14 protein-coding genes are annotated in these 12,696 nt (G+C 69.9%); 7 read left to right on the forward strand and 7 right to left on the reverse strand.

Annotation, left to right across the window (positions count from 1 at the left end; genetic code table 11):
• Positions 1-37: 37 nt before the first annotated feature.
• The gene (locus QC180_RS27555) at positions 38-1,444 is read right to left on the reverse strand and encodes a serine hydrolase domain-containing protein (RefSeq protein WP_278265755.1); all 1,407 of its coding nucleotides are present in this window, start codon (positions 1,442-1,444) and stop codon (positions 38-40) included.
• A gap of 194 nt (positions 1,445-1,638) precedes the next feature.
• On the opposite strand from QC180_RS27555, the gene QC180_RS27560 reads away from it, so the two are divergent.
• Positions 1,639-2,718: an alkaline phosphatase family protein gene (locus tag QC180_RS27560; RefSeq protein WP_278265756.1), complete on the forward strand. Its 1,080-nt coding sequence runs from the start codon at positions 1,639-1,641 to the stop codon at positions 2,716-2,718.
• A 13-nt stretch (positions 2,719-2,731) separates the two neighbouring features.
• On the opposite strand, the gene QC180_RS27565 is transcribed toward QC180_RS27560, so the two are convergent.
• The 3 genes from QC180_RS27565 to QC180_RS27575 form a co-directional block, all read right to left on the reverse strand.
• Complete coding sequence (locus QC180_RS27565; protein WP_278265757.1) at positions 2,732-3,445, reverse strand: hypothetical protein; 714 nt, start codon at positions 3,443-3,445, stop codon at positions 2,732-2,734.
• Positions 3,446-3,454: 9 nt separating this feature from the next.
• Positions 3,455-4,096, reverse strand: coding sequence for a hypothetical protein (locus tag QC180_RS27570; RefSeq protein ID WP_278265758.1), 642 nt, complete (start codon positions 4,094-4,096; stop codon positions 3,455-3,457).
• Positions 4,097-4,178: 82 nt separating this feature from the next.
• Complete coding sequence (locus tag QC180_RS27575; protein ID WP_278265759.1) at positions 4,179-4,904, reverse strand: SDR family NAD(P)-dependent oxidoreductase; 726 nt, start codon at positions 4,902-4,904, stop codon at positions 4,179-4,181.
• A 105-nt stretch (positions 4,905-5,009) separates the two neighbouring features.
• On the opposite strand from QC180_RS27575, the gene QC180_RS27580 reads away from it, so the two are divergent.
• The gene (locus tag QC180_RS27580; RefSeq protein WP_278265760.1) at positions 5,010-5,849 is read left to right on the forward strand and encodes a LysR family transcriptional regulator; all 840 of its coding nucleotides are present in this window, start codon (positions 5,010-5,012) and stop codon (positions 5,847-5,849) included.
• Positions 5,850-5,863: 14 nt separating this feature from the next.
• On the opposite strand, the gene fdxA is transcribed toward QC180_RS27580, so the two are convergent.
• Positions 5,864-6,199 (reverse strand): ferredoxin, encoded by a 336-nt coding sequence (fdxA, locus tag QC180_RS27585; RefSeq protein WP_278265761.1) that lies wholly within the window; start codon positions 6,197-6,199, stop codon positions 5,864-5,866.
• A 201-nt stretch (positions 6,200-6,400) separates the two neighbouring features.
• On the opposite strand from fdxA, the gene QC180_RS27590 reads away from it, so the two are divergent.
• The 3 genes from QC180_RS27590 to QC180_RS27600 all read left to right on the forward strand — a co-directional run bounded on the left by QC180_RS27590 (position 6,401) and on the right by QC180_RS27600 (position 8,898).
• The gene (locus tag QC180_RS27590) at positions 6,401-7,264 is read left to right on the forward strand and encodes an alpha/beta fold hydrolase (protein WP_278265762.1); all 864 of its coding nucleotides are present in this window, start codon (positions 6,401-6,403) and stop codon (positions 7,262-7,264) included.
• Between the two features lie 90 nt (positions 7,265-7,354).
• Positions 7,355-8,251 (forward strand): NAD(P)H-binding protein, encoded by an 897-nt coding sequence (locus tag QC180_RS27595; RefSeq protein ID WP_278265763.1) that lies wholly within the window; start codon positions 7,355-7,357, stop codon positions 8,249-8,251.
• A complete protein-coding gene (locus QC180_RS27600) occupies positions 8,248-8,898 on the forward strand; it encodes a CPBP family intramembrane glutamic endopeptidase (RefSeq protein WP_278265764.1) in 651 nt (216 codons plus the stop codon). The genes QC180_RS27595 and QC180_RS27600 overlap by 4 nt, the downstream gene beginning before the upstream one ends.
• Before the next feature lies 1 nt (position 8,899).
• Here the strand turns inward: QC180_RS27600 and QC180_RS27605 are convergent, their stop codons facing one another.
• Both QC180_RS27605 and QC180_RS27610 read right to left on the reverse strand, forming a co-directional pair.
• Complete coding sequence (locus tag QC180_RS27605; RefSeq protein WP_278265765.1) at positions 8,900-10,111, reverse strand: MFS transporter; 1,212 nt, start codon at positions 10,109-10,111, stop codon at positions 8,900-8,902.
• Between the two features lie 87 nt (positions 10,112-10,198).
• A complete protein-coding gene (locus QC180_RS27610) occupies positions 10,199-10,354 on the reverse strand; it encodes a hypothetical protein (RefSeq protein ID WP_278265766.1) in 156 nt (51 codons plus the stop codon).
• Between the two features lie 213 nt (positions 10,355-10,567).
• On the opposite strand from QC180_RS27610, the gene QC180_RS27615 reads away from it, so the two are divergent.
• Both QC180_RS27615 and QC180_RS27620 read left to right on the forward strand, forming a co-directional pair.
• On the forward strand, positions 10,568-11,758 hold the full coding sequence (locus tag QC180_RS27615) for an NAD(P)/FAD-dependent oxidoreductase (RefSeq protein WP_278265767.1): 1,191 nt from the start codon (positions 10,568-10,570) through the stop codon (positions 11,756-11,758).
• 30 nt (positions 11,759-11,788) lie between these two features.
• On the forward strand, positions 11,789-12,694 hold the full coding sequence (locus QC180_RS27620) for an RNA polymerase sigma-70 factor (protein ID WP_278265768.1): 906 nt from the start codon (positions 11,789-11,791) through the stop codon (positions 12,692-12,694).
• The last annotated feature ends 2 nt before the right edge of the window (positions 12,695-12,696 follow it).

The following is a 12,696-nucleotide window of genomic DNA, read 5'->3' on the forward strand; positions in this document are numbered from 1 at the left end:
GTCTCCTTGCGTTGTGTCGGTCGGTGATGGCGCGAGGTCAGCGCGGTGGGTTGTCGATCGCGTTCGCCGCGGCGAGAATCTGGCCACCGGTGTCGAGGAGCAGCGCGAAGACATCGGCCGACACGGGTCTTCCGTCGCACCACAGCACATTGCACGCGGTCGAGGCGTACGGTCCGACACCGAGCAGGATCTGGGCGACCGTCGCCGGATCGAGCACCCGCGCCAGTTCGGCGGAGTCCCTGGCCAGCGGTTTGGACGGGTTCGGGTAGGCGTACGGATCGTCGAAGGGTTCGGCGGGAACGTCGGTCACCGCGGCGGAGATCCGGCGGAACAGTTCCTTGTTGTCGGGATTGCTGGTCCCGGTCAGCAGCGCTTGGAGATTGTTCGGCTCGATCCGCGCCGGAACACCCAGACGCACGATCACGAGATCCCTACTCGGGACCACCACGACGAACTGTCCCAGCGAGCCGGAGAAGGCGTAGGTGTCGCGAGGCGAACCGGTGAAGACCGGATGCTGGTAGAGGGTCGGCGTCGGCACATCCACGCCGCGGTAGGTGTCACCGGCGTTGAGCCACACGAGGAATCCGTAGCCGCCGTTGGCCTCGGTGGGCGAGGTGGCCTCGCGCAGATAGGCGGGTGAGACGAGCTGGGTCCCGCGCCACGATCCGTCGCGCAGCAGCAGTGTGCCGATGCGGGCCAGATCCGTCGGCCGCATGGCGAGCCCGCCGTTGACGGCGGTGTGACCGCTGCGATCACGCAGCCAGACCCAGTTCTCGCGGGCGATCCCCAAGGGGCCGAACAGTTCTCGCTGCGCGAATTCCTGGAAGTCCAGCCCGGAGGTGATCTCGATGATCCTCGGCAGCAGCGCCAGCACGGCCTGCGCGTACTGGAAGGTCGAGCCGGGCTCGTGGTCCAGCGGCGTCGACAGCGTGGCGAGCACCTCGTCGGTGGTGAGCGCGGCGATGTCGGCGGGCCAGCTGAAGTGCAGGCCGGTGGTCTGGGTCAGCACCTGACGCACCGTCAGCCGGGCGTGCTGCGCGTCGGCCTGCGGGAAGAAGGTACCCAACGGATCGTCGAGCCCGAACAGCCCCAACGTGATCGCCCGCCCGACCGCGACCGACGCGACACCCTTGCTGGCACTGGCCAGCGGCATCGGCGAATTGCCGGTCGGCGTGTGATCCCCGACCAGGCACCCGTGTCGATACACCTGCACCGCCACCCCACCCGCCACCCGCCCGAACTCGACCGCGTCCCGCACCGCGCCCGCGTCCATCCCCACCGCGCCCGCGTCCCGCCGCTCGAACGCCGCCCGGGCCTCCGGCTCCGCGCACACCGAGGCCGGTGCCGGATCGGCGGCGGCCTGCCCGACGACGCCCACCGGGCTCGCGATCGAGAGCGCGGCGAACATGGCGGTCGCGAGTGCGGCGTGACGGTGGGTGAGCATGGCGGAATCCCCTTCTGCGCGAGCGGTGAACGTGTTGAGACGCTCACGTCTCAAAAAAGATAGCAGTGAGTGATCTGCGACACAAGGCGTGACATGGCACCGGAGACGGTCTCGGCTCCCGGTGATCGGGACCAAATCGGTCAATTGTCTAATTCGCTGTGTGGCCGGGCCGCGCGGCGGCTACGGTGCCGCGCATGTCTCGTACTCACCGCATCCTCGCGGCCGCCGCGCTGGCCGCTGTCCCGCTCACCGCCGCCGCGCCCGCCCCGGCGGCTCCGGTCGTGAACAAGGTCGTGGTCATCGGTATCGACGGCACCCTGTGGAGTGAGGTGTCGGCGGCCGACGCGCCCCATCTCGACCGGCTCGCCGCGCAGGGCACCCTGGCGCGCACCTCCATCGCCCCGCACACCACGATGTCGTGCGTCTCGTGGGCGACGGCGCTGACCGGGGTGTGGGACACCAAACATGGGATCCAGGACAACGGAGCCACCTGCGCCGCAGCGCCTTTCGTGCAATATCCGACCGTCTTCACGCAGGTGGAGCGCGAGCGCCCGGCGTTGTCGACGGCCTCCATCGGCACCTGGGACAAGATCGGCATGATCGCGCGCACGGGTGATCCGCGGGCCGACCGGGTGACCGTCACGCAGATCGACCCCACCGGCGCGGGCGTCTGCGAGACCACCGCCGACGCGAACGCCACCGCGGCGGCCGTCTCGGCCATCACCGAGCAGGGCACCGATCTGCTGTTCACGCACCTCGACCAGGTGGACATCGTCGGCCACACGCTGCGCCGAATCTGGCCGCAGGCGTATCGCGACGCCATCGGACGCGCGGACGGTCTGGTCGGCGAGATCGCCGACGCGGTGGACGCGCGGGCGGCCGCGCACCCGAACGAGCGGTGGACGATCCTGGTCACCACCGACCACGGCCACAAGCCGGACGGCGGTCACGGTGGCCAGAGCGCCTACGAGACAGCGAGTTTCGTGATCGCGCGCGGCCCCGGCTTCGCGGCGGGCACGCAGCACAACGGCTACACCCTCGCCGACATCACACCGACCGTGCTGGACCTGCTCGATGTCCCCGCGCCCGCGAACCTCGACGGTGCGTCGATGCTGACGGGCGGCTCGGGCGACCCGGCGGCACCCGCGCCGAACACCCCGCCGGTCGACTCCGGCATCACCGGTTCGTCGTCGGGTTCGGCACAGGCGGCCATGGTGGCGAATCCGCTGTGCGTCCTGGGAACCGGTTCCGCGAGCGGTTCATTCGAGCGATGAGACGGACCGCGGCTCAGGCGTCTTCGAGGCGTTTGGGTACGTAGTCGACGAGATATCGGCCGAAGAAGTCGACGAGGTCGCTCGGATACGCCTGAACGCACGACAGCGCGTAGTCGAGCACCAGGCCGAAGCGGTTTCGACCGGAGCCCACATAGTGGTATCTCGGCTCGAGGGTGTCGAGCATCTCCTGGTAGAGGTCCCGCACGTCGAGGAAGTCCAACAGTTCCACCAGATCCCAGCGCGCGATGTCGACCCCGGGGTCGCCGCTGGAGACCACCGATCGTCCCCCGTCGCTTCCACGCACCCGTTCGCCGCGCGCGAGTGCGCGGGCGCGCTCCCTGTCGAGGAAATGGAAGGGCCCGGCGGCTTCGACATACGCCCATTCGTCGAACCGCGGACTCTCGTAGACCTCCCCGCTGGGCAAGCTCGCCACCCTGTTCGTGTAGCCGAGTCCGCGCCGAGGTAGGTCACGCACCTGGCCGTCGCCGCCTCGGATCGGGACCACGTCCTCGATCGTCGAGATCCAGATGGCGGCCTCACGGCGGAATGTGTCACGTTCCGGGAATTTCCGGACGCACCCGAGATGGTAGGAGCCCCAGAAGTAGTTCGCGTTCTCCTGCCACGAGGCGCGCATCTGGTGGTAGGGCGGCAACGACTCCGCCCACCCGTCGACCTCCAGCACGAATCGCCCACAGAACCGGCACGCGTCCTCGTCATCGATCACCATGTCACCGCCTCAGCTCGCGGCCAGGACGGCGGGGTCGACGTACCGGGGATCGCGGGCGATCGCCGCGAAACCCGACGCGTCGTCGGCATCGACGGATTCCTCCACCCGGGCCAGTCGGACGAGCAGATCGAAGTAGCTCGATTCCGCCGCCCGCAACCCCGCGATCGTCGTCGTGAGGTCGGTGCCGCCGGTGAACCGCGCCCCGTCGACACCTACCCGCAGGGTCGCCAACCAGCTGTCCGAATCGGCGGCGAACATCGACCCGCTGGTCTCGGCCCAGAACAACACCGTGCTCGGCGCCGCCTCGGAACTCCGGCGCCCGGCCGCCGCGAGCAGGGCGAGTGCGGTGTAGACGTTCGACTCGCAGAACCCGAAGTGCATCAGATACGCCTCGAGCGCGCTTTCCCGATATCGCAGGACATAGGTGAGTCCACCGGTGTCCTGCCCGAAGCAGTCGGCGAAGTACTCCCGCGGTGTCACCCCCTGCTCGGCCAGCCGCCAATCCGGTGCCTTCCCATGCCAATACCAGTGCTCATACATGGCATCGCGGTTCTCGATGGCCTCCGGTCCCGGCACCGGGGTCGTCAACCATCGCTCGAAAGCCGAGCGCTCCATGGGAATTCGAGCGGCGACGACAAACGTGTCCGACACGACCGGCTCCTCATCGATCTGGCAGGCGCCGACTGCTCCCCGCCCACGCGCCATCCTAGAACGTGTCGCAGGCGGGTGCCCGTCACCAGGGAACCGTTCCTGCGTCATCGAAGAACCCGCCGGTCGGACCGTCGTCGGGCAGGGTCGCGAGGCGAATCGCGATGGCCGCGCCCTGCCGCGGTGTGCGGACGCCGCGAAAACCGTTGAGATCGGTGGCGGTGAAACCGGGACAACCGGCGTTGATCAGGATGTTGGTGTCACCCAGTTCCTTGCCGTACTGGACGGTGAGGGCGTTGAGGAAGGTCTTCGAGGCCGCGTAGGCGGCGGGAACCGGCCCCATCTCGATGCCGGGCGTCGTGTGTACGGCGAGCGAGCCGACGGTACTGGACATGTTGACGATGCGCGGTGCGGCCGAGGCGCGCAGCAGCGGCAGCATCGCGTTGGTCACCCGGACGACCCCGATCACGTTGGTTTCCACGATGATTCGCACCGTCGCCGGATCGACCGTGGTCGGTGTCTGCGGCAGCTCGCCGGTGATCGCGGCATTGTTGACCAGCACGTCGAGCCCTCCGGCGCGGTCGGCGAGGAGGTCGGCCGCCGCGGCCACACTCGCGTCGTCGGTCACGTCGAGCGGCACACCGAACGCGTCGGTCCCGGCCGCGCGCAACTTCTCCACCGCGGTGTCGCCACGTCGCCGATCACGCGCACCCACCCCGATGCGCCATCCGAGCGCGCCCAAACCAGCGGCGATCTCGTATCCGATTCCCTTGTTGGCGCCCGTCACCAGCGCGATCGTCTGTTCACTCACGGTGCCGATCCTGCGGGAAGCGCGGACGCGGCGTCCAAGACCCATCGGGTGGGCGGCGATACCGCACGGGTATCGGTCGTGGTCACCGCCGGATACCATGACCCGGTGGAGACGCGGGAGATGCGGTATTTCGTCGCCGTGGCCGAGGAACTGCACTTCGGGCGCGCGGCACAACGGCTCTCGATCGCGCAACCGCCGCTCTCGCGGGCCATCCAGCAGCTCGAACGGCGCCTCGGAGTCGTGCTGCTGCACCGCGCCTCGCGCGCGATCACGTTGACCGAGGCCGGGTCGGTGCTGTTGCGGGAGGCCCGGCTCGCCCTCGAAGCGGTCGAGGCGGCCGAACACCGCACCCGTCGCGCCGCCCCCGAACGGCCGGGTGTGGTGCTGGCGGTCAAGGCGGGAGCGTCCAGAGAACTGCTGTCGAAGCTGTTGGACGCCTATGCCGCCGAACCCGGCGCGGTCGCCGTCGAGGTGCTGCTCTGCGGGCCCGGCGAACCGGAAGGACTGCTACGCGCCGGGCGTGCTGACGTCGCCCTGCTCCAGCGGCCCTACGACCGGACGGCCGGATTCGACACCGAGGATCTGCACACCGAACAGCAGATCGTGGTGCTGCCCGCCGGGCACCACCTCGCTGACCGAACTCACGTGTCGATGACCGAGATCGACGCCCTGACGGATCTTCCCCTGCCACGGTGGCCGCGCCGGGACGGCAGCTATCCCGACGGCCCCGGGCCGAAAGTCCGCGATCTCACCCAGCTGACCCAGCTGATCACGCTCGGACGGGCCTGCGCACTCATGCCCGAGTCGCTGCGCGCCCAGCTCCGCGACGATCACGCCCTCGTGCCGGTGCCGGACGCCCGGCCCGTCACGACCGTCATCGCCTGGCCACCACACAGCAGATCCCACGCCGTCGCCGACCTCGTCCGTACGGCGACACGCCTCTAGCCCGGCCACCTACGTCATGGCTGGAATTGCTGAACGAACACGGTGTCGACCCCGATCGGGCCCACCGCCGACGCGCCGCCCGGATGACCGAGCGGCGCGTCCCGACCCGGCAGCGTTTCGGCGAAGAACCGCGCGTTCTCGGCGATGAACTCCTCCTGGCCAGCGGGCATGTCGTCGATGTAGTAGATCGCCTCCACCGGGCACGCCGGTTCGCACGCACCACACTGGGTGCACTCGTCGGGCTGGATGTAGGCCATCCGATTGCCCTCGAAGATGCAATCGACCGGGCACTCGTCGACACAGGCACGATCCAGCACATCCACACACGCGGCACCGATCACGAACGTCACACTGTCCTCCTCCGCCGAACGACCCCACGAACCGGGCTCACCCCCGATCCTGCGCCGTGCCGGGCCAGCGCAGTAGTGGTCAGCTGCCTACGACCTCATCAGTGAGCCTTATGGGTTGCCTCACCGTTCGGCCGCACCGATGACTTTCCGGCGATTCCGTCGTCTGTATCTCCAGGCACCGACAGACAGGAGAGTCCCGCCATGACGAAACCGCCGCGACGCGAGGTGACCTCGATCCGGGCGAACGGCGTGGCTCTCGGCATCGAGAGCTTCGGCCGCCCGGACGACCCGTTGGTGCTGCTGGCCGGTGGCACGACGATGCTGTCCTGGCCGGACGCGCTCTGCGCGCGGCTCGCGTCCGGTGGACGCCGCGTGGTCCGCTACGACCTGCGTGACTCCGGCGCATCGACAACCCTCGACCCGGAGAATCCCGCCTATGATCTGCGGGATCTCGTCGCCGACGCGGCCGCGCTGGTCGCGGCGCTCGGAGCCGCGACAGCGCATCTCGGTGGCATCGGCGTCGGCGGGATGGTCGCCCAGGTCGCCGCGCTGGACCACCCCGACCTGTTCACGGCACTGACCTTGGTCGGCACCAGGCCGGTGGCGCCGGGCCCGATCGACGACGACCTGCCCGACCACGAGCTCACGGTCCTGGGTGACCTGTTCGCCCGCCCGCAGCCGGACTGGGCCGACCGGGACGCCGTCGCGTCGTTCGCCGCCGAGGCCGCCGAGTCGCTGGGCGACGACCCGGCGGAGACGCGGATGACGGCGGCGCGGATCTGGGACCGGACACCCACCAGCGATCCCGCGATCCACCAGGCGAACCAACTCGGAATGGTGTTCTCCCGGCTCGACTGCGCGCCCCGCTGGCGGGAGCGACTCGACGCACTCGAGGTGCCCACTCTCGTGGTGCACGGTCGCGCGGACCCGTTCTTCCCGGTGGGCAACGGCGAGGCTCTCGCCGCCGAGATCCCCGGCGCGCGCCTGCTCGTCCTCGACGACATGGGTACCGCCCTGCGCGAATCCTCCGCCGACCTGGTCGCCCGAGCGATGCTCGCGCGGTAGCGGTCCCGGCGCAGGTCGGCGCGGTAGCCTGGCCTTGGCTCCATCCCCGACAGACTCGGGCCGTTTCCACCTGCGTGGAGAGGATGCGTTGTGGATGTACTCGTAGCCGGGTCGACAGGGTTCATCGGGCGGCGGCTGTGCCCCTACCTCGAGGAGTCCGGGCACAGCGTGCGGGCGATGACCAGGCACCCGGACGACTATCGCGGAGCGGGTACGCCGGTCGGCGCCGATGTCGCCGACCCCGATTCGCTGGACGCGGCGCTGCGCGGAACCGACGGCGCCTACTACCTCGTGCACTCGCTGGCCGAGGAGGACTTCGAGCGCCGCGACGCCGAGGCCGCACGCAACTTCGGTCGGGCCGCCGCGCGAGTCGGAGTGGAACGCATCATCTATCTCGGCGGACTCGGCGACGACGGCGACCGCCTGTCGGCGCATCTGCGCAGCCGCAGGCAGGTCGAGACGCTGCTGGGCGAGGCGGGCGTCCCCGTCACCACCCTGCGGGCCGGGATCATCGTCGGGCATGGCGGGATCTCCTGGGAGATCACCCGTCAGCTGGTCGAGCATCTGCCCGCGATGATCACCCCGAGGTGGGTACGCACCCGCACGCAACCGATCGCGGTCGACGACGTGATCCGCTACCTGGCGGGCGTACTCGACGATGCCCGAACGGTGGGCCACACCTACGAGATCGGCGGGCCGGACGTGCTGGCCTACATCGACATGATGCGGCGGGTGGCGCGTATCCAGGGGCGGCCGACGCCGATCGTGCCCGTCCCTCTGCTGTCGCCTCGGCTGTCCTCCCGGTGGCTCGCGCTGGTCACCGATGTCGATGTCCGGACCGGCCGGTCACTGGTCGATTCGATGGTCAACGAGGTCGTCGTGCACGACACCAGCATTCGCGAGATCCTGCCGTTCGAGACGATCGGTTACGACGAGGCGGTCCTGCGCGCGCTGGGCGAACGCGTCGGATTGCGGTACGACGCATGAGAACCCGCTCGTCACCGAGGCGGGACGGTGCGCGTCGTCGGCAGGTGGTCGCCGTCGGCCTGACCGGTACGGCGTTGCTGGGCGCGTCGCTGGCCGCGCCGCCGGGCGGCAGACGCTTCTACGGCCTCACCTTCGCCACGGCCGCCACCCTGACCCTCGGCGGTCTGGCCACCACTCCGCCGTCCGTGGAGCCCCGCGATGAGCGGATGGTCGTCCCGGCGGCTACCGGTGTCGCGGCCTTCGGGGTGTTCTACGGTTGTGCGTTGATCGCCCGACGAATTCCGGTGTTGCGCAAGGCGATCACCAACCTCATGCGCTACGCGGACCAGGGCCGCACACCGGCGGTTCTGCTGACGGCGTTGGCCAACGGGGCAGCCGAGGAGGTCTTCTTCCGGGGCGCCGTCTATCGCGCCGCGCCGTGTAAGCCCGTCGCCGTCTCCACGGGCGCCTACATTCTCACCACCGCCGCGACCCGCAATCCGGCGTTGGTGCTCGCCGCGGCGGTCATGGGCACACTGTTCGGCCTCCAACGCCGCGCCACCGGCGGTATCCGGGCCTCCCTCATCGCCCATCTGACCTGGTCCACCCTCATGTTGCACTTCATGCCACCGCTGTTCCTCGACGACCACGCTCACCCGACGGCGTGAATCAGGCCGGTGCCGAGCCCCCGGGCGTGCTGCGCGCGAACGTCGTGATCAGCGCGGCGCCGACGATGGCGACCGCGGTGATCAGCGCTGTGGCCGTCCACCCGAACCACTCGACCGACGCGGCACCGAAAGCGGTTCCGAGGCTGCCGCCCACGAAATAGACCAGCATGTACGCGCTGTTGAAGCGCGCCGGTGCGGAGGGATCGATCGCCAGGACGGTGCTCTGGTTGGCGACCTGGGCGGCGAACAGCCCCGCGTCGAAGACCGCCAGGCACACCAGCGTCACGACGGTGTTCGCGAGACCGACACCGAGAGCGACCGCGGCGGTCCCGGCCAGTGCGAGGCCGACGAGGACGACACGGTGCGCACCGTCGCGGTCGGTGCGGGCACCGGCGATCCGCATCGCCAGCACACCCGAGAGACCCGCCAGGGCGAACAGGCCGATCCGGTCGGCCGAATAGGAGAACGGCGGTTCGGACAGCGCCACGGCGATACCGGCCCAGACCGCGCAGAACGCGAAGAACCACAGGAACCCACGGAGCGCGGCGAGGCGCAGGGTCGCGTGGCGGGCGAACAGGCCGGGCAGCGAACGCAAGGTGGCGGCATAGCCGCGTTCGACGGTGCCGGGTGTCGAGGGGAGCAGCAGCAGCGAGCACACCGCGAGAACACCGCAGACAGCGGCGAACACGAGCAGCATCCCGCGCCAGCCGAGGGCATCCGCGAGCCATCCACCCACCATCCGACCGGCCAGGATGCCGACCGAAATCCCCGCCGTCACCGTCCCCAACACCGTGGCCCGCCGCTCCGGTCGCGCCAACCGGCCCGCCACCGAACTCAGTCCGGCCCCGACCGCCGAGCACGCACCGACCACACCGATCACCGGACCCAGCACGCCGACGGAGCCGACGGCGGCGCTGATCATCAGCGCACCCGCGAGAACCCCGAACTGAGCGGCGAGCACGTGCTGGGGAGCGAAACGGTCGACCAGCGGTACCAGCAGACCGAGTCCGATCAGGTAACCGACGGGCCCACACGCGAGAGCGATTCCGACGGCGGTGATCTGCGTGCCCAAGGATTCCGCGACATCCGCGATCGCGGGTTGCATCGGGTAGATGGTCGACGTCCCGACGGCCGCCGCGACCGCCATGAACAGGATGATCGGCGCGCGCAGCGGAGCCGCGACGGGAGCCTCGGCGCTGGTGTGAGTGTGCATTCGACCGACGGTATGGATGCGCGAATCCGGATACCGGCGGGAATGCGACATGACCGTCCTGGTCCGTCGCGCAGATCGGTCGCCGATCTAGGCGGGTCGCAGCGCTCGCGTCGTGATCAGCATGGCCAGGGCCAGGCCGACGGTCGCCGAAATGGCCAGGGGCAGTGACGATGCCAGGGCGGTCAAGCCGAAGAGGAAGAACACACAGGTGGCCAACATGAGGGTGGTGCTGGTCGGATCCATGCTCGGCGTACTCGTTGTGCGATTACGTGAGTTGGTCATGGTCCGGGGGTTGACCGATGGCGTGGTGATCAAACCGTGACCGTATGACGATCGCGTGTCCTCGATCGGCGGTCACCGCCTCCGACCCGCCATTTGTGATCTGCATCACATCATGTCAGGTCCGCGGGGACCCGCGGTGTCTTGTCCTCGAACCATCCGAAGTGAGGAGACACCATGAACAACACCATCGAGGTGGTCGTCGTCGGCGGCGGGTACGCCGGGGTCATGGCCGCGAATCGGCTGTCCGCGCGGGCGGGGATCGCGGTGACGGTGGTCAATCCGCGCACTGTCTTCGTGCCGCGACTGCGCCTGCACCAGTTGGTCGGGGGCACGCACGAGGCCGTCGTGCCGTTCGGTGAGGTCCTCGCCGAAGGGGTGCGGCTGGTCACCGACAGCGTCGTCCGGATCGACACGGCCGAGCAGTCTGTGGTCCTGGCCGGGGGAGACGCCCTCGGCTACGACTACCTCGTCTACGCGGTCGGCAGTGGCAGTGCGGGCGCGGCGGTGCCCGGCGCCGCCGAATTCGCCTACCCGGTCGCCACTTTCGAAGCCGCGTGCCGGTTGCGGGAGGTGCTCGACGACACCCCGCTCCCGGCGGCGGTGACCGTGGTCGGCGGCGGACCCACCGGTATCGAGACCGCCGCGGAACTCGCCGAGGGCGGACGCGCGGTCACCCTGGTCACCGGCGGCGTGCTCGGACCGTATCTGCACCGACGGGCGCGACGCACCGCCCACCGCTACCTGACACGCCTGGGCGTCACCGTGCTCGACGGCCCCGCCAGCCGGGTCACCGCCGTCAGCCGCGCGGACGTGCGGCTCGCCGACGGACGCACCATGCCGAGCGCAGTGACCGTGTGGACGATCGGCTTCGGCGTGCCGGATCTGGCCGCCCGCAGCGGGCTGCGCACCGACGCCGCCGGACGCCTGCTCACCGACGAGACCCTCACCTCGCTCGACGACGACCGCGTCGTCGCCGCCGGTGACGCCTCGGCACCCTCGGACCTGCCGTTCCGGATGAGCGCCTACGCCGCCGCCTGCCTGGGCGCCCACGCCGCCGACACCGTGCTGCACCGCGTGGCCGGTGAGGCGGTGACGCCGATCGATCTCGCCTTCCCGGCCATGTGCCTCAGCTTCGGCCGCCGGTACGGGATCTTCCAACTGGGCCGCAAGAACGACACCGCGCTGCCGCTGTACTTCCCCGGCCTCGCGGGCCGCAAACTCAAGGAATTCGCGTGCGAGGCCAGTGTCGCGCACCTGGTGAAGGAGGCACGCCAGCCCGGCACGCACCATTGGCTCGGCGACGGAACCCACCGCCCCGCGCTGTTGGCGGCTCGCAGGGAAGAATCGGACCTGCCGGTCGGCTGAACCCGGATCACGCGAACGGAGGTCGCACGCATGGACACGACAGACGGCGCCGCGACGGTCGAGGCGACGGAAACCTTTCTGGCACATCGCAAGCTGCTGTTCGCCGTGGCCTACGAGATGCTCGGCTCGGTGGCCGACGCCGACGACGTGCTGCAGGAGACCTGGTTGCGCTGGAGCGCGGTCGACACCGCCGCGGTCACCGAACCCCGCGCCTACCTGGTGCGGATCACCACCCGCCAGGTGCTCAACCGGTTGCGGTCGGTCCGGCGTCGTCGCGAGTCGTATGTGGGTTCATGGCTGCCCGAACCGCTGGTCACCACCCCGGATGTGGCCGCGGACGCGGAACTGGCCGAGAGCGTGTCGATGGCGCTGCTGCTCGTGCTGGAGACGCTCACGCCGGTCGAGCGGGCGGTGTTCGTGCTGCACGAGGCCTTCGGATTCGGGTACGGGGAGATCGCGGCCGCCGTGGACCGGACCCCGGCGGCCGTGCATCAGATCGCCCATCGCGCGCGCGGTCACGTGGCGGCTCGGCGGCCGCGTCGCACGGTCACCGCCGGGGAGGCCGAGGCCGCCGTCACGGCCTTCCGCCGCGCGCTCGAGTCCGCCGATCTGCGCGGGCTGCTCGACGTACTGGCCCCCGATGTGGTCGCCATCAGCGATGGCGGCGGGATCAAGCAGGCCTCGCCACGTCCGATCGTCGGCGCGGAGAAGGTCGCGCGCTTCATGCTCGGTGGACTCGCCCGGCACGCGGCCACCGTCGCGGTCGAGCACACCATCGTGAACGGCGGCCCCGCGCTGACCCTGCGGATCGACGGCGAACTCGACGGCGTGCTGGCGCTCGAGGTCGAGAACGGCCGGATCACCGACCTGTACTACGTCCGCAACCCCCACAAACTCGTCCACCTGACCACCCGGGATCCGTTCACGCCGCGATGAAC

The organism is Nocardia anocheti, assembly GCF_029675105.1.
In the GTDB taxonomy this organism is placed as follows: Bacteria; Actinomycetota; Actinomycetes; order Mycobacteriales; family Mycobacteriaceae; genus Nocardia.